This window comes from Variovorax gracilis (assembly GCF_030317115.1).
In the GTDB taxonomy this organism is placed as follows: domain Bacteria; phylum Pseudomonadota; class Gammaproteobacteria; order Burkholderiales; family Burkholderiaceae_C; genus Variovorax; species Variovorax gracilis.
Genome location: NZ_JASZYF010000009.1, coordinates 58,168 through 73,969, shown reverse-complemented (window position 1 = coordinate 73,969; position 15,802 = coordinate 58,168). Strand labels below are relative to the sequence as shown.

Annotated in this window: 14 protein-coding genes and 1 pseudogene; 8 read left to right on the top strand and 7 right to left on the bottom strand. The window is 67.5% G+C overall.

The features are described from left to right. The first annotated feature begins 51 nt into the window (after positions 1 to 51). From QTH97_RS18675 to QTH97_RS18650, 6 genes are all read left to right on the top strand, one after another. On the top strand, positions 52 to 624 hold the full coding sequence (locus QTH97_RS18675) for a GNAT family N-acetyltransferase (protein ID WP_286569911.1): 573 nt from the start codon (positions 52 to 54) through the stop codon (positions 622 to 624). After that, the gene (locus QTH97_RS18670) at positions 624 to 2,843 is read left to right on the top strand and encodes a DUF3141 domain-containing protein (RefSeq protein WP_286569910.1); all 2,220 of its coding nucleotides are present in this window, start codon (positions 624 to 626) and stop codon (positions 2,841 to 2,843) included. The genes QTH97_RS18675 and QTH97_RS18670 overlap by 1 nt, the downstream gene beginning before the upstream one ends. 45 nt (positions 2,844 to 2,888) lie before the next feature. After that, complete coding sequence (locus QTH97_RS18665; RefSeq protein WP_286569909.1) at positions 2,889 to 3,824, top strand: phosphate acetyltransferase; 936 nt, start codon at positions 2,889 to 2,891, stop codon at positions 3,822 to 3,824. 58 nt (positions 3,825 to 3,882) lie between these two features. Continuing rightward, positions 3,883 to 5,070, top strand: a complete 1,188-nt coding sequence (locus QTH97_RS18660; protein WP_286569907.1) for an acetate/propionate family kinase — start codon at positions 3,883 to 3,885, stop codon at positions 5,068 to 5,070. After that, complete coding sequence (gene fabI / locus QTH97_RS18655) at positions 5,067 to 5,855, top strand: enoyl-ACP reductase FabI (RefSeq protein WP_286569906.1); 789 nt, start codon at positions 5,067 to 5,069, stop codon at positions 5,853 to 5,855. Before QTH97_RS18660 ends, fabI begins: the two co-directional genes overlap by 4 nt. Before the next feature lie 107 nt (positions 5,856 to 5,962). Next, the gene (locus QTH97_RS18650; RefSeq protein ID WP_286569904.1) at positions 5,963 to 7,303 is read left to right on the top strand and encodes an adenylate/guanylate cyclase domain-containing protein; all 1,341 of its coding nucleotides are present in this window, start codon (positions 5,963 to 5,965) and stop codon (positions 7,301 to 7,303) included. Here QTH97_RS18650 and QTH97_RS18645 read toward each other — a convergent pair. Then, positions 7,303 to 7,536 (bottom strand): annotated as a pseudogene (locus QTH97_RS18645) (nucleotidyltransferase family protein); the annotation flags it as partial. The gene QTH97_RS18650 and the pseudogene QTH97_RS18645 sit on opposite strands and share 1 nt — an antisense overlap. A 104-nt stretch (positions 7,537 to 7,640) precedes the next feature. Continuing rightward, a complete protein-coding gene (locus QTH97_RS18640) occupies positions 7,641 to 7,850 on the bottom strand; it encodes a hypothetical protein (RefSeq protein WP_286569902.1) in 210 nt (69 codons plus the stop codon). A 425-nt stretch (positions 7,851 to 8,275) separates the two neighbouring features. On the opposite strand from QTH97_RS18640, the gene QTH97_RS18635 reads away from it, so the two are divergent. Next, on the top strand, positions 8,276 to 8,773 hold the full coding sequence (locus QTH97_RS18635; protein WP_286569901.1) for a hypothetical protein: 498 nt from the start codon (positions 8,276 to 8,278) through the stop codon (positions 8,771 to 8,773). A gap of 79 nt (positions 8,774 to 8,852) precedes the next feature. Next, positions 8,853 to 9,788 (top strand): extracellular catalytic domain type 1 short-chain-length polyhydroxyalkanoate depolymerase, encoded by a 936-nt coding sequence (locus tag QTH97_RS18630; RefSeq protein WP_286569900.1) that lies wholly within the window; start codon positions 8,853 to 8,855, stop codon positions 9,786 to 9,788. A 31-nt stretch (positions 9,789 to 9,819) separates the two neighbouring features. Here QTH97_RS18630 and QTH97_RS18625 read toward each other — a convergent pair whose 3' ends face one another. The 5 genes from QTH97_RS18625 to QTH97_RS18605 form a co-directional block, all read right to left on the bottom strand. Further along, positions 9,820 to 10,029, bottom strand: a complete 210-nt coding sequence (locus QTH97_RS18625) for a hypothetical protein (RefSeq protein ID WP_286569899.1) — start codon at positions 10,027 to 10,029, stop codon at positions 9,820 to 9,822. 33 nt (positions 10,030 to 10,062) lie between these two features. Continuing rightward, positions 10,063 to 11,460 carry a phenylacetate--CoA ligase family protein gene (locus tag QTH97_RS18620; RefSeq protein ID WP_286569897.1) on the bottom strand — a complete coding sequence of 466 codons (1,398 nt, stop codon included), beginning with the start codon at positions 11,458 to 11,460 and terminating at the stop codon, positions 10,063 to 10,065. A gap of 287 nt (positions 11,461 to 11,747) precedes the next feature. After that, on the bottom strand, positions 11,748 to 12,074 hold the full coding sequence (locus QTH97_RS18615) for a hypothetical protein (protein ID WP_286570112.1): 327 nt from the start codon (positions 12,072 to 12,074) through the stop codon (positions 11,748 to 11,750). 91 nt (positions 12,075 to 12,165) lie between these two features. Beyond that, positions 12,166 to 14,664, bottom strand: coding sequence for an efflux RND transporter permease subunit (locus QTH97_RS18610; RefSeq protein WP_286569896.1), 2,499 nt, complete (start codon positions 14,662 to 14,664; stop codon positions 12,166 to 12,168). 19 nt (positions 14,665 to 14,683) lie between these two features. After that, positions 14,684 to 15,790, bottom strand: a complete 1,107-nt coding sequence (locus tag QTH97_RS18605) for a WD40/YVTN/BNR-like repeat-containing protein (RefSeq protein ID WP_286569895.1) — start codon at positions 15,788 to 15,790, stop codon at positions 14,684 to 14,686. Positions 15,791 to 15,802: the final 12 nt, after the last annotated feature.

The following is a 15,802-nucleotide window of genomic DNA, read 5'->3' as shown; positions in this document are numbered from 1 at the left end:
CGCGAGCGCAAGCTCACATCTTCCGGAACACGCGCACCAGAGGCCCGACTCATGAATGCAGCCGAGTACCTTGCGCTCGAGACCCTGCGCGACGGCCGCCCCGTGCGCATCCGCGCGCTGAAGCCTTCCGACCGCGAATCGATGCTCGCGGCGGTCGGCCGCACCGGCGAGGCTTCCATCTATCGCCGCTTCTTTTCGGCCAAGCACAACTTCACCGAGCGCGAGATTGCCTACTACATGGAGGTGGATTTCGCCAGCCACGTTGCATTGGCCGCCGAACTGGAGGAAAACGGCCATCCGGTGATCGCGGGCGGCGGCCGCTACGTCGTATCGGAACCGGGATGCGCCGAAATGGCCTTCGCGGTCGACGATCCGCACCAGGGGTTGGGCATCGGCAAACTGCTGATGCGCCATCTGGCCCTGATCGCCAAGGCGTCGCACCTCGATACATTGAAGGCCGAAGTGCTGGCAGACAACACGCCGATGCTGGCAGTATTCAAGGCCAGCGGCCTGCCGCTGCAACTGAAGCGCGAAGGCAGCGTGACCCACGTGCATATGGATTGCCGCCACGGTACTGAAACAAAGGGCGAGGACGATCGCCCTTCGAATCCAGGAGCGCATTGATGGCCCAGAAATCCCCTCCCCCCGACCTCTCCCGTTCCGCCCTGTCCGCGTTGTGGCCGATGCGAGCCGCCCAGGCCGCTGCCGAATACGGCATCGACGCCTGGCAGCGGTCCATCCTCACCATGGACGTACTGCGCGAGCGCGGCAACCAGTACCTCGAACACACGAAGTCGGGCAAGCCGCCGGTCCTCGTCTTCGACTACGACATGGTGCTCGACGCCAGGGAGTTCCCGAAGCCCGCCAACTACGCGCTGGTGCGCATCAAGCCCGACGCGAGCCACGCCAAGACGGACCCCAAGAAGCGGCCTTTCGTCGTGATCGACCCGCGTGCCGGCCATGGACCGGGCATCGGCGGCTTCAAGATGGACAGCGAGATCGGCATCGCCCTGCAGCACGGACACCCGTGCTACTTCGTGATGTTCTTTCCGTACCCGATGCCGGGCCAGACCATCGAGTCGGTCTGCGCCGCCGAGATCGCCTTCATGAAGAAGGTCAACGAACTGCATCCCGAAACCGAAGGAAAGCCCTTCGTCATCGGCAATTGCCAGGGCGGCTGGGCGCTGATCATGCTCGCGGCGCTGGCGCCCATGCAAGTCGGCCCGATCCTGCTGGCGGGCTCGCCCGTGTCGTACTGGGCCGGCGTCGAGGGCAAGAACCCGATGCGCTATTCGGGCGGATTGATGGGCGGCACCTGGCTGGCCTCGCTGGCCGGCGACCTGGGCCACGGCAAGTTCGACGGCGCCCACCTGGTCAGCAACTTCGAGGGCCTGAATCCCTCCAACACCTACTGGTCCAAGCTCTACAACCTCTATTCGCAGGTCGACACCGAGCGGGAGCGCTTCCTCGAATTCGAGAAGTGGTGGGGCGGCCTCTTCCTCATGAACAAGGAGGAGATGGAGTGGATCACGAAGAACCTCTTCGTCGGCAACAAGCTCTCGGCCGGCGAGGTCGAGTCCTTCGATGGCAAGCACCGCGTGGACATCCGCAACATCCGCACGCCCATCGTCGTGTTCGCGTCGTGGGGGGACAACATCACGCCGCCGCAGCAGGCGCTCAACTGGATCCCCGATTCCTATTCGAGCGTGGACGAGATCCGGCTGAACGAGCAGACCATCGTCTACTGCCTGCACGAGAAGATCGGCCACCTGGGCATCTTCGTCTCCGCCGGCGTGGCCAAGCGCGAAACCTCCGAACTGGCCAGCGCGCTCGATCTCATCGAGACGCTGCCGCCCGGCCTCTACGAGGCGGTGATCCAGGACACCCAGCCCGACATGCCTGGCCTTGCCTACCTCGAAGGCCGCTACCTGATCCAGTTCGTGCCGCGCACCATCGACGACATCCTCGCCTTCGACGATGGGCGCAAGGATGAGCAGGCCTTCGAGGTGGTCGACCGCGTGGCCCAGATCAACCAGGGGCTCTACGACACCTTCGCCTCGCCCCTGGTGAAGGCCATGACGAGCGAAGCGAGCGCCGAGGCGACGCGGGCGGCCAACCCGGCGCGGATGGAGCGCTGGGGTCTGTCGAATCTCAATCCATGGATGTTCTGGGTGCAGGCGATGGCCGAGAACGTGCGCGCCAACCGCCGCCCTGCCGCGCCGGACAACCCCTTCACGAAGGCAGAGCGCGAAGTCTCCGCACGCATCGAGCAATCGCTCGACCGCGTGCGCGACGTGCGCGACGAGATGTCCGAGCGCATGTTCAAGGCGATCTACGAGGCACCGTGGCTCGCCGCGGCCGTCGGCCTCGGGGCCGACGCACTGGGCCGCCGCGGGCCGAAGTCGGCCACCTGGGAGCAGGACGAGCTCAAGCGCCTCAAGCGGCAGGAGATCGAATCCCAGTTCGAGAAAGGCACGCCGGTGGATGCGTGGGCACGACTGTTGCTGTACGTGCGCCGGGAGGAAAACGTGGTCGACGAGCGTCCCTACAACCTGATGCGGCGAATGATCGACGAGATGGAGCCCGAGCACCGCCCCTCCCTCGCAACGGTCAAGGCCGCGATGAAGCGGCAGGCCTTCGTGGTCGCGATGGACGAGGAGCGTGCCATCGCCGCCCTGCCCGGCCTGGTGCCCGAGATGCACCAGCGCCGCAAGGGATTCGAGGCGGCACGGAAAGTGGCAAGCGCGCGCGGCAAGCCGACGGCGCACCAGGAAGAGCGTTTCCGCCACGTGGCGAGCATCCTGTCCCTCGATGCGCCGGTGCGGCCACGCAGGGCGGCATGAGCGCCGCGCCGAAGGTATCTGAATGAAAGGCACGGAGGTCCCCCAATGAGTCACGACAAGTACGACCGCCTGATCGAGTTCGCGAAATCGCTCGAGGCCATTGGCACGGCGGTGGCGCATCCGTGCGACGCGAGTTCGCTCTCGGCGGCGCTGGATGCCGCACGGCTGGGGCTGATCCGGCCGATCCTCGTCGGACCTGTGGCGAAGATCGAAGCCGTGGCCAAGGAGAACAATCTCGATATCTCGGGCTGCGAACTGGTCGATGCGCCGCACAGCCATGCCGCCGCCACGAAGGCGGTGGAGTTGGTGCAGGCCGGCAAGGCCGAGGCCCTGATGAAAGGCAGCCTGCACACCGACGAGCTCATGGCCGCCGTGGTGCGAAAGGACACCGGCCTGCGCACCGCGCGCCGCATCAGCCACTGCTTCGTCATGGACGTGCCCTCGCACGAGGACGCACTGATCATTTCCGACGCGGCCGTGAACATCGCGCCCACGCTCGAAGAGAAGGTCGACATCGTGCAGAACGCGATCGACCTGGCGCGCGCGCTGCGGCAGACCGAGGTGCGTGTCGCCATCCTGTCGGCCATGGAGACCGTCAACCCCAAGGTGCCTTCGACGATCGAGGCCGCGGCGCTGTGCAAGATGGCGGATCGCGGCCAGATCACCGGCGGCATCCTCGACGGGCCGCTCGCACTCGACAACGCGATCGACCTGGAGGCCGCGGGCATCAAGAAGATCGTCTCGCCGGTCGCCGGGCGGGCGAACGTGCTCATCGTGCCCAACCTCGAATCCGGCAACATGCTGGCCAAGAGCCTGAGCTTCCTCGCGAATGCCGACTCGGCCGGCATCGTGCTGGGCGCGAAGGTGCCGATCATCCTCACCAGCCGCGCCGATTCGGTGACTGCGCGCCTCGCCTCGTGCGCCGTCGCGGTGCTGGTGGCGCACGCGCGGCGCGACAGCTCGGCGAAGGTGATCACATGAGCGCCGCGCGGCCGCCCGGAGGCGCTCGCACGGCAGTGCGACGCATGGAGGTTACCCAATGAGCGATGCGATCGTCGTCCTCAACGCCGGCTCGTCGAGCCTCAAGTTCTCGCTGTTCGCGGGCAGGGACGATCTGCCCTTCGTCGCGGGCGGACAGGTCTCCGGCCTGTACACCGCCGCGCCGCGCTTCGTCGGCAAGGACGCGACCGGCAAGCAAGTCGCCGAGAAGCGCTGGGATGCCGACGCCAAGCTGGATCACCACGGCGCCATCGTGCACATCGTCGAGTGGCTGAGGTCCACGCACGGACACGAGCACCGGCTGGCCGCGGTCGGCCATCGGGTGGTGCACGGCGGCATGGACTTTGCGGCGCCGGTGCGGGTCGACAGCGACGTGGTGGCGCGGCTCGAAAAGCTGGTGCCGCTCGCGCCGCTGCACCAACCGCACAACCTGGAGCCCATCCGCGCCCTGCTGCATCGGGCACCCGACCTGCCGCAGGTCGCCTGCTTCGATACCGCCGCGCATCGCTCCAATCCGCCGGTGGCGCAGATGTTCGCGCTGCCGAAGGAGCTGTCCGATGCCGGCGTGAGGCGCTACGGCTTTCATGGGCTCTCGTACGAGTACATCGCATCGGTGCTGCCGAAGTTCGATACGCGCGCAGCCAACGGCAACACGGTGGTGCTGCATCTCGGCAACGGTGCGAGCATGTGCGCCCTGCAGGCAGGCCGCAGCATCGCCAGCACCATGGGCTTCACCGCCGTCGACGGCCTGCCGATGGGCACGCGCTGCGGCGCCCTGGACCCGGGCGTGATCCTCTATCTCATGGACGAGCGCGGCATGGATACGCGCGCCGTCGAGAAGCTGATCTACAGCCAGTCCGGGCTGCTCGGCGTCTCCGGCGTGTCGAGCGACATGCGCGAGCTGCTCGAATCCGACCAGCCGCAGGCCAAGGTGGCGGTCGATCTCTTCATCTACCGCATCGGCCGCGAACTCGGATCGCTGGCGGCCGCGCTGGGCGGGCTCGATGCCATCGTCTTCACTGCGGGCATCGGCGAGCACGCCACCGCGGTGCGCGAGCGAGTCTGCCAGCAGGCCGCATGGCTGGGCGTCGAGCTCGACCCCGAAGCCAATGCGAGCCGGGGCCCCTGCATCAGCACGCCAGGCAGCAAGGTCGCCGCATGGGTGATCCCGACCAACGAAGAACTGATGATCGCCCGGCACACGCGGGACTTGCTCGCAAGAGGATGAACGCCATGTCGCCCCAGCACAACCCCGTCCTCGCCGGCAAGAAGGCCCTGGTGGTGGGCATCGCCAACGAATACTCGATCGCCTACGGTTGCGCGAACGCCTTCCGGAGCCTCGGCGCCGAGCTGGCGATCACCTACCTCAACGAGAAGGCCCGGCCACACGTCGAGCCGCTGGCGAAGAAGCTGGACGCGCCCATCGTGCTGCCGCTCGATGTCGAGCAGCCGGGGCAACTCGAAGCCGTGTTCAATGCCATCGGGGACCAGTGGGGACGACTGGACATCCTGGTGCACTCCATCGCATTCGCGCCGAAGGCCGACCTGCAGGGCGGCCTGCTCGACTGTTCGGCGGAGGGCTTCGGGCGTGCGATGGACGTGTCGTGCCACTCCTTCGTCCGCATGGCGCGGCTCGCGACGCCGCTGATGACCGAAGGCGGCACCATGATCGCGATGAGCTATCTCGGTGCGCAGAAGGTGGTGCCCAACTACAACGTGATGGGTCCGGTCAAGGCGGCGCTGGAGGCGACCTGCCGCTACCTCGCCTACGAGCTCGGCCCCAAGGGCATCCGCGTTCACCCGGTGTCTCCCGGCCCGCTCAAGACGCGCGCCGCCTCCGGCCTGAAGGATTTCGACCTGCTGCTCACCGAGGCCGCGAACCGCGCGCCGGTGGGCGAGCTGGTCGACATCGACGATGTCGGTTTTGCCTGTGCCTACCTCGCGACACCGTATGCGCGGCGGCTGACCGGGCAGACGCTGTTCGTGGATGGTGGCGTGAACATCATGGGCTGAGCGGGGGCGCAGGAAGCGCCGGACATCGTCGATCCCCCGTTGCGCTGCTTCGCCGTTCGATGAACGATTCGCCCGACGAGCCGGCCAGGCGCTCGATCGGAGGTGCCATGCACGACGTGCCCGAAACCCGCTATGCAAAAAGTGGCGACTGCCACATTGCCTATCAGGTCCTGGGCGAGGGTCCGCTCGACCTGGTCTTCATTCCGGGTTTCGTCTCGAATGTCGAGCATTGCTGGGAAGACCCGCGCATGGCGCAGTTCTTCAGGCGCCTTGCCGCGTTTGCCCGCCTCATCCTTTTCGACAAGCGGGGAACGGGCATGTCCGATCCCGTGCCGATCGAGCAGTTGCCGACGCTGGAGCAACGCATGGACGACGTGCGCGCCGTCATGGATGCGGCAGGTTCGCAGCGCGCGGCGCTCGTCGGCGCTTCCGAAGGCGGGCCTCTGAGCTTCCTGTTTGCTGCCACCTATCCACAGCGTGTCCATGCCCTCGTCCTGCTGGCCGCCTATGCGCGGGTCGCGTGGGCGCCGGACTACCCCTTCGGCACCGATCCGGACAACTGGTCGAGCATGCTCGAGCGCATGGAAGCGGGCTGGGGCAAAGGGGTTCTGCTGACCGCCTTCGCGCCTTCGGTGGCAGCGAATCCGGCCGCTCGCGAATGGTGGGCGCGTCATCAGCGCATGGCCTCGAGTCCCGGTGCCGCGATCGCGATGATGCGCATGGCCTTTCAGATCGACGCGCGGCCGGTCCTGTCGGCCGTGCGGGTTCCCACCCTGATCCTCCACCGCTGCGGCGATCGCATGGTTCCCATCGAGCACGGGCGCTATCTCGCGCAGCACATTCCTGGCGCACGGATGGTGGAACTCCCCGGTGCCGATCACTTCTTCTGGATCGGTGACCCCGACACCTGCCTCGGCCAGATCGAGGAGTTCCTCACCGGCGAGCGCCGTGCAGGTGAATCGGACCGCATTCTCGCGACGGTCCTGTTCGCGGACATCGCGGGCTCGACCGAACGCGCGGCCGAGTTGGGCGATTCGCGCTGGCACCGGCTTCTCGACAGCTACTACGGCCTCGCGCGCGGTCAGCTCCAGCGCTTTCGAGGACGTGAACTCGATACGGCCGGCGACGGATTCTTTGCCGCCTTCGACGGACCCCTGCGCGCGATTCGCTGCGCCGCAGCCATCGGCAGCGGCGCTCGGCTCCTGGGCCTCGAGATACGCGCCGGGGTCCACACGGGCGAGTGCGAGGTCATGGGGCCGAAGTTCGGCGGGCTCGCGGTACACATCGGCGCGAGGGTCGCAGGGCAGGCGAATCCGGGCGAAGTGCTGGTCTCCAGCACGGTCAAGGACCTGGTCGCGGGGTCAGGCATGTGCTTCGAGGACCGGGGCGACCATGCATTGAAGGGCGTGCCGGGCCGATGGCGCCTGTTCGCCGCGATGGCGAACTGAGGTGTCAGGACATCCACCGTCACGCCGAGCAATATGCCGAGTTCATGGCGGATCGCACCAATGTCGAGCAGCGTTGTCTAAGGCGCCGGGTCGATCAGGATGTCAAGGTCGCTGTTGTCTGTGTCCTGACCATGCACAACAGAGCCGAACACCCGGGCATTCCGGGCTCGATGGGACTCGACCACGCGGCGAATCGCGGCCCGGTTCGAGTGCAATGCTTCTGAAGATTTCAAGCTCTCTCTTCCACAATGAAGTCCGGTTCGATGGTAAGCGCACCATAGCCGCCAAGTCGATTGCGCCTGTCGCCGCGATGGCGAACTGATCCGTTGGCAGCCGCTCAGCCCGGGCCCTTGGCGAGACGCAGCCAGGCCGGAAACTGGCGATCGAAGTCCTGGGCGGTGATGTCCGAGAGGTGCTCGCACGCGGTATTCGGAAGCGCCACGCTCACTTCCTGGTGCCAGTACACGATGCCGAGCCAACGACGCACCTGGATGCGTTCCTCGCGCGGAACGGGAAAGTCCGACACATGCTGCGGCAACCGCTGCATGGAAACTCGTCGCCGCACCTCGATGACCATCCAACCCCTGCGCTGCGTGCTGATGCACGCCGCCTTTCCCAACCTGAGCTGGAGGCGAAGCTCCCACGCGGCAAGGAGCAGAAGGATCAACGATGCAACCAACATGCGAAGTGCAAGGTAAGTGGTTCTTGCGAAAGGAAATACCGGGGAACTCTTTGCAAGGCTAGGCGCAGCCGGCCCACAGCGCAATACAGCGCACGCGTGGTCGCGTCAAGTTGTTCACGAAAGCCTGCCTTCTGTCGCCCGCGAGCAACTCTGCGGCCCGCGTGCGGCATGGCTTCTCCTCCCGGTTGGCGATTGACTTCCCGCGCGGGCAGCCAGACGATGCTCAGGCGCTGACGGGAGCAATGCGACCGCGCAGCGCTGACGTGGCCTCACCCAACGAGGAGGAAATCATGCGCGCATCAAGAGCAACAAGCGTCTTCGCGTCCGTGCCGTTGGCACTCCTGTGTCTCGACTGCTTCGGCCAGACAAGTACTCCACCATTCAGGTCGACCTGCCAGAACGTCGGCGTGGCCACGCAGGAGCCCCTGGGCGATCGCGAAGGCCACATGCTCTCGGTCGGCTCGTACAGCTGCGTCAGCCAGGGCGGCTTTCTCGACGGCGCGGTCACATCGGGAATGAACGTCTGGGAACTCGACAAGGGCGCGGGCGTGGCGGTGACAGGCAATGGAGTGACTCGCAAGCCCGGCCAACTGATCCTCTACGTGGTGACCGACGGAAGCTACTCGCTTACCATGGCCGACGGCAAAGTGACCGGCTTCACCGGAATCGCCAAGGGTGTCTACAAGCTGGCGACCGGCCCCGCGGCGGCGCTCTCCGGAAAGGCCTATACAGCCAGGTTCCGAAGCATCGAACGAGGCCAGTTCGTCATCGAAACCACCGTGGACTAGCGAGCGCGGCATTTGCTCCTACTCGTTGGCAGGCCGATGGCTCACGGGCCGGAGCAACCCGCGGCACGCAAAGTGCGGCATGCCAAGCAGCCTCACGACATTCAATCCTTTCCTCTCCTGGTTCCAGATGGCCTCGGACGCGAGTGCCTCCTTCTTTCCGGCGGCGTCACCAGGGGCCGCCGCAACGGATCCCTTCTTGCCGATGACGGCGACTTGTGAAGATCACAGCCTGTTCGTGCCGGCCACCGCGCCGCGCCACGCGGCGCCCCTGCTCGTGATGCTCCACGGTGCGGGCCAGAATCCCATCGACTTCGCGGCGGGCACCGCGATGAACGCGGCGGCCGAGCGGCATGGATTCGTCGTCCTGTATCCAGCGCAACCGACCAGCGCGAATGCCCACCAGTGCTGGAATTGGTTCGAGCGGGCGCACCAGACGCGCGACCAGGGCGACCCGGCCCGCATCGCCGCACTCACACTGCAAGTCGCGCGTGAACAACGAGTGGACTCCCATCGAATCTACGTCGCCGGGCTTTCGGCCGGCGGTGCCATGGCCGCGTTGCTGGGTGATCTTTTTCCGGACGTCTATGCCGCCGTCGGCGTGCACTCGGGACTGGCGGCACGCGCCGGGTCCGACATCACCTCGGGCCTCGCCGCGCTGCGCGGCGCTCCGCGCGAAGCGAGCGTGCCGCGCGAGATGCCGACCATCGTCTTCCATGGCGACCGGGATTCCGTGGTGAACGCCGTCAACGGCACCCACGTCATCGAAGCATCGTTGGGAGCCGACTGTCCCTTCGAATCCCGCGAGCACACCGGGCCTGATGGCCGGCGCTTCACCCGCCGCAACTACCTTCGCCCGGGTACGGGCGTGCGCGGCGAGCACTGGACGCTGCACGACGCGGCGCATGCGTGGTCGGGCGGAAGCCTGGCCGGCTCCTTTGCCGACCCCATGGGCCCTGATGCGAGCGAGGAGATGCTCCGCTTCTTCGAGACGCAACGACGCAGGCCATCGCATTGAGCACGTGCAGGCATCAGGCCACGCCCAGGCACTAGGCGTCCAGGGGCACGCCGCCTCCGAAATGGGCCACCCACAGGTCCCACAGTTCCTGGTGGACTGCGGTGAAGGGATGGTGCCAGGTGCTCAGCATCTGGAGCTGGAGGTCCTGCGCCTGCAGCCAACTCTCGGCAAGGGCGGATTGCCAATCCAGCAGCGGTTGGAAGAATCCGTAGGCGATGGGCAATGGACTTGCGGTACTCATGTCTTTCTCCACGCAATGGGGTTCGGCGCAAGCCTAGTGAACTCCCGCCGGCGCTTCAAGCAGGGAAACAACCCGCTGCACTTTGCCGCTGCGGCCGCGCTGCCCCGTCTCGCCGCTCCTGCAGTGAATGTGAACGCCGTCCGCGCCCTGCCGCACCAGAAACGCCGAGAGCACAGCGCGCGCCCGTCGCAAGCTCGCATCCGCCGCCTCGCCATGCAGGCCCGTACGCAGCAACAGGTGGCATGGCCCCTGTTGCTCCAACTGGAAGTCGAACAGGCCGGCGTCGTCTTCGAGCACCGTGCTGACGGCGAGCGGTGTGATCCGGACCATCGGATCGCCCGGTCGCCCCAGTTGCAGCGAGTCGTCGTTGCGGCCCAGGACATCGATCACCGGATGATGCGAACCGCACGCGCAAGCCGCCGCGTGCAGCGTGACGCGGTCACCGAGGTCGTAGCGGATCAACGGCTGCACATGGTTGGCGAGGTTGGTCAGCAAGGTGGTGGCACCGGCCTCGCCGGCCGGCACCTCGCGGCCATGTTCGTCGACCGCTTCGAGGATCGCCCAGTCGCTGTTCAGGTGCAGATTGCCAAGGCGGCATTCGGAGGCGAGCGCAAGGAACTCCGAGGCACCGTAGCTGTTGGCCACGCGGCAATTCAAGGCCTTCTGCAAATGTGCGCGGGTCGTCGCCGAGAGGTCTTCCCCGCCCGTCCACAGCGCGTGCGGCACAGCTTCGAGCCGTCCGGCGAGCCGCTCCTCGGCCAGCAGCACGGCGACGCTGGGATAGGTGGCGATCACGGTGGGCGCCAGCGCATTGAGTTCCGCGATCAGTTCGCGGGTCGGCTGCAGGAACGAGACGCCGTGCAGGCTGCCTGCCAAGGCCGGATTCAAGCGGCGCAAGCGCTCGATCGACACCCAGCTCGCGAAGTGCCCGCCCGTCGCGCCGACGAAGGCGACGCGCTCGCCGACTGACCACGGGTCCGCCATGCGCTGGCGCGCCGGCCCGCGCCAGAATTCGAGCGCGTCATACACCGCCAATGCCCTGGCATCTTGTGCGAAAACCGCCGGCTCGCCACTGCTGCCCGAGCTTTCCCACACCACGTATCGGCCGTAGAAGGCATCGGCGATGCAGGAGGAGTCGGATGCGAAGTCGCGCAGCGCGTCGAGGCGAAGCGCCGGATCGGTCACCCACCCGTCGAACTGCTCCATCAGTTCGGTCTTGCGTGCGATCGGGAGATCGGCGAGGCACCATTGCGCTGGATCGCGGCCCGCCAACACCTTGCGATACAGCGCGGACCCGCGGGCGGCCGAATCCAGCAGGCTCGCCAGGCGTTGCGCCCGCAGGCCGGCCAGCGCTTCGGCTTGCGCATGCGAGGCCATGGCAACGTCGGCAGAGACGCAGCTCGTCAGCAAGTAATCGAAGGGCGGCAGCATGGTGCGAAGGCAAGCAGCCGGCCATAGTGGACGCACTCGCCGGCCATGCAAAGAGAATTTGCGTACGGGCGTAAGGCTGGGAGGGGCTTGTTCAAACGATAAGTGCCGTCGCTATACTCCGCGCCGTCGCGTCACAAGAGACGTGATCTGGCGTGGAAGCCCGGCTATCACCCCTGCGACGAAAGCCGCAGGCTCCGCAGGACCAGCGGCGTTTTCGTTCGCGCCCCATCGGCGCTTCGACGCCGCCAGGGCGTCCGTCGAAGCAATGGTCGTTCGCGACGCCTGACTCAACGCCCCATGCGCGCGTCATAGCTGCGCGACACGCGATCGATCAGCCCCGGGTCCCTCGGGCCCGTGGCGTCGAACTGCACGCGCACGCTGCCGTCGGCCTGCTGGCGAACCGAGGCTGTCACGGTGCCCTGCCCGGCGCGCCCGACGACCGTGCCGCTGCTGCGGTCCTCGACGCTGACCTGCAGGCCCTGGTCGCGCATGGCGCCCGCGGCGGCGGCGAAGGAACGGTCGAAGCTGGCGGGCATCGCGCCAGGAACGGGGTAGCCGTAGTAGGCGCACCCCGCCAGTCCCAGCACCACGGCCCCGGCGAGCGTGCGCGCCATGCTTGCCACCGTGCGCACCGCAAGCGGGTTGCCGCGCCTGATCGTGAAAGCCTTCATGTGGACCTCCGTCTGGGTGTCGGGCGCCGCCCGGTCAGTGGCCGAGTCTGGCCCGTCCCAGGGCGAGGCGCAAGCGCTCGCGCCTGCGCTTGGGCTTCGGCGAGCTTTCCGATTCCTGGCCCGCCTGGCGCCCGGAGAGCAGGAAGTGCGACAGCGCGGGAATCAGCACCACCGCCCCCACCATGTTCCACACGAACATGAAGGCCAGCAGGATGCCCATGTCGGCCTGGAACTTGATCGGCGAGAAGGCCCAGGTGACCACGCCCGCGGCCAGCGTGATGCCGACCAGCACCACCACCTTGCCCGTGAACTGGAGCGCGCGGCGGTAGGCGACCGCCAGCGTTTCGCCCTTGCGCTGGAAGGCCAGCTGCACGCTCAGGAGGTAGAGCGCGTAGTCCACGCCGATGCCCACGCCGAGCGCAATCACCGGCAGGGTCGCGACCTTGACGCCGATGCCCAGCACCACCATGAGCGCCTCGCACAGCACGGAGGTGATGACCAGCGGAACCACCGCGACCACCACCGCGCGCCAGCTTCGGAAGGTGATGAAGCACAGCACGATGACCGCTGCGTAGACCAGCATCAGCATCTGGCCCCAGGCCTTTCGCACGACGATGTTGGTGGCGGCCTCGATGCCGGCGCTGCCTGCGGCCAGCAGGAACTGGCGGTCCTCGCTGTCATGGGCCTGCGCGAATTCGGCGCTCGCGCGCACCACGCCGTCGAGCGTCTCGGCCCGATGGTCCGACAGGTAGGCGATCACCGGCATCACCGAACACTCGGTGTTGAACAGGTCCGGATTGTTGACGCTGGCCTGCTGCGCGCCGTAGTTCAGCACGTCCTGGTTGCGCGCGATGGTGAGCCACTTGGGGCTTCCCTCGTTGCTGCCCGCGGTGATCTGGCGCACCGCGCCGGTCAGCGCCGCCGTGGTCTGCACGCCGGGAAGCTGCTGCAGCGTCCAGGCCAGCCGGTCGGCTTCGACCAGCGTGGGGTACTTGAGGCAGCCTTCCTTCGCGGTCTTGACGATCACGGCGAAGGTGTCGCTCGACAGCGCGTAGTGGTCCGTGATGTAGGCGTTGTCGCGGTTGTAGCGCGAGTCCGGCCGAAGCTCTGGCGCGCCAGGGTCGAGGTCGCCGATCTTCAGGCCCTGGCTGACGCCGAAGCCGAGCACGGCGAGCGCCGCGCTCGCCACGACCGCGCGCAAGGCCCAGCGGCGCTCGACGAAATGCCCGAGCCAGTTCCACAGGCGCTCGAAGCCGCGCGCCTTGCCCGCGTCCTCTTCCGCGTGCAGGCTGCGCGCCGCCGCTTCGGGGCTCACGCCGACATAGGACAGCAGTACCGGCAGCAGGATCAGGTTGGTGAAGATGAGCACTGCCACGCCGACGCTGGCGGTCAGCGCCAGCTCCTGGATGACCGGGATGTCGATCACCATCAGGACGGCGAAGCCCACCACGTCCGCCAGCAATGCCGTGAGGCCGGCGAGGAAGAGCCGGCGGAAGGTGAAGCGCGCCGCGACCAGCCGGTGGGCGCCGCGCCCGATGTCCTGCATGATGCCGTTCATCTTCTGCGCGCCGTGCGAGACGCCGATCGCGAACACCAGGAATGGCACGAGGATCGAGTAGGGATCGAGTTCGAGGCCGAAGGCCGCGACCAGTCCGAGCTGCCACACGACCGCGACCAGCGAGCATGCGATCACCAGCCCGGTGCTGCGCACGCAGCGCGTGTAGAGATAGATGATGGCTGCGGCGATCAGCGCGGCCACGGCAAAGTAGAGCGCCATCAGGTGCAGCCCGTCGATCAGGTCGCCAACGAGCTTGGCGAAGCCGACCACATGCATGCGCACCGCCGGGGACTCGCCGGGCGACGCGGCCTCGTAGCGCGTCCGCAACTGCTCGATGGCATGCGACAGCGCGCGGTAGTCGATGCGCTGGCCGGTGGTGGGGTCCTTGTCGAGCAGCGGCACGACGATCATGCTGGACCGGAAGTCGCTCGCGACCAGGCTGCCGACCAGCCCCGAACGCGCGATGTTGCCGCGCAGTTCGTCGGTGGCGCGTGGCGAGCCGTCGTAGCCGTCGGGCATCACGGGGCCGCCGCGAAAGCCCTCTTCCGTGACTTCGGTCCATCGCACCGAAGGCGTCCACAGCGACTTGAGCCAGGCGCGGTCGACGCCGGGCATGAGAAACAGCTCGTCGTTGATCTTGCGCAGCGTGTCGAGGTACGCCGCGTCGTAGACGTCGCCGCGCTGGTTCTCGACCACGATGCGCAGCGAGTTGCCCAGGCCGCGCAGGTCGTTCTTGTGTTCCAGGTAGTTCTGGATGTAGGGATGACCGTGCGGGATCATCTTCTCGAAGCTGGCGTTGAGCGACAAGCGGCTCACCGCGAGCGCGGCCAGCACCAGCGTGACGAACGCACAGGCGAGCATCACGATGAGGCGGTGGTTGAAGACCAGCCGCTCCAGCAGGGAGCCGGAGCGGGGGTCGAAATTGGCGAGCGTCGTGTGCTCGTCATCCTTCTCGGAAGGAATGGGGGTATGCATGAGGAAACTCCGGCCGCGTTCAGGACAGCGGCAATGGGCGCGCGGCGCCGCGCGGCCCGGCAATGACGAGGGCGCCGCCGACCGCTTCGGCCACCGCGGCTGCGGGCATGGCCTGTTCGACGCGCAATGGCTGGAAGCTCGCGCCGTCGTCGCGGCTGACAAGGACATGGCCGGCCTGGCTGACGAGCACGATGCTGCCGTCGCTGCGGCGCAGGCCCGCGGTCAATCCGGACTGCACGCCGGTGGCGACCTGCGACCAGTTGCGGCCGCCGTCGGTGCTGCGCACCACGCTGCCGCGCAGCCCGAACGCGACCAGCGCGCGCGTGCCGGCGACGATGCCGAACAAGGTGCCCTTGTAGGGCGTCTCGCGGGCGGCGAAGCGGCCCGTGGCGCTATCGAGCTGCAACAGCAGGCCCTGCTCGCCAACGATGAAGATGTCTTCGCCGACGGACCGGAGTGCATAGAGGTGCAGGCTCTTGGGGTTGTCCAGCGCATGAGTGAGCGGCTCCCAGCGCGCGCCGCCGTCGTCGGTGCGCAGGGCCAGGCCGAAGGCGCCCACCGCATAGCCGGTCTGCGCATCCTTGAACCAGACGTCGAGCAAGGGGTTCTCCGCGCCCTGGGCGGCGAAGCGTTTGGCCTCGTCGACGAGGGCCGCGGCGCGTTGGGCCTCGGCCCCCTGCGCCGCAGCCACGCGGCGCTGGTAGTAGTCGACCATGAGCGGGCCCGTTCGCCTTCCGTCGAGCTGGAGCGTCCAGCTCTGGCCCGCGTCGGTGCTGCGCAGGATGACGCCGTCGTGGCCCACGGCCCAGCCCTGTCTTTCGGTCGGGAAGCAGACCGCGACCAGATCCGAGCTGACCGGCACTTCGGCCTGCCGCCAGCTTGCGCCGCCGTCATCGGACAGCAGGACGTGCCCGCGCTGTCCGACGGCGACGATGCGATGTCCCGCGCGAGCCAGGCCGTTGATGAGCGAGCGAGCGCCCAGCGTGCTGCGCGCGGCCGGCGTGTCGAGCACGTCGCGCCACTCGGCGCCGGGTGCGGCCGGCGCGGCCCAGGCGCCGGCGGCAGCCCCGCCGCAGGCAAGCGCCAGCGCTCCGACGAGCGAGCGCCGCGTTGGATCGAATGTCATGGTCCTGCTCCC

Coding starts and splice junctions, on each gene's coding strand:
- QTH97_RS18675 (WP_286569911.1), top strand. CDS start 52: ATGAATGCAGCCGAGTACCTTGCGCTCGAGACCCTGCGCGACGGCCGC.
- QTH97_RS18670 (WP_286569910.1), top strand. CDS start 624: ATGGCCCAGAAATCCCCTCCCCCCGACCTCTCCCGTTCCGCCCTGTCC.
- QTH97_RS18665 (WP_286569909.1), top strand. CDS start 2,889: ATGAGTCACGACAAGTACGACCGCCTGATCGAGTTCGCGAAATCGCTC.
- QTH97_RS18660 (WP_286569907.1), top strand. CDS start 3,883: ATGAGCGATGCGATCGTCGTCCTCAACGCCGGCTCGTCGAGCCTCAAG.
- fabI (WP_286569906.1), top strand. CDS start 5,067: ATGAACGCCATGTCGCCCCAGCACAACCCCGTCCTCGCCGGCAAGAAG.
- QTH97_RS18650 (WP_286569904.1), top strand. CDS start 5,963: ATGCACGACGTGCCCGAAACCCGCTATGCAAAAAGTGGCGACTGCCAC.
- QTH97_RS18640 (WP_286569902.1), bottom strand. CDS start 7,850: ATGCAGCGGTTGCCGCAGCATGTGTCGGACTTTCCCGTTCCGCGCGAG.
- QTH97_RS18635 (WP_286569901.1), top strand. CDS start 8,276: ATGCGCGCATCAAGAGCAACAAGCGTCTTCGCGTCCGTGCCGTTGGCA.
- QTH97_RS18630 (WP_286569900.1), top strand. CDS start 8,853: ATGCCAAGCAGCCTCACGACATTCAATCCTTTCCTCTCCTGGTTCCAG.
- QTH97_RS18625 (WP_286569899.1), bottom strand. CDS start 10,029: ATGAGTACCGCAAGTCCATTGCCCATCGCCTACGGATTCTTCCAACCG.
- QTH97_RS18620 (WP_286569897.1), bottom strand. CDS start 11,460: ATGCTGCCGCCCTTCGATTACTTGCTGACGAGCTGCGTCTCTGCCGAC.
- QTH97_RS18615 (WP_286570112.1), bottom strand. CDS start 12,074: ATGGCGCGCACGCTCGCCGGGGCCGTGGTGCTGGGACTGGCGGGGTGC.
- QTH97_RS18610 (WP_286569896.1), bottom strand. CDS start 14,664: ATGCATACCCCCATTCCTTCCGAGAAGGATGACGAGCACACGACGCTC.
- QTH97_RS18605 (WP_286569895.1), bottom strand. CDS start 15,790: ATGACATTCGATCCAACGCGGCGCTCGCTCGTCGGAGCGCTGGCGCTT.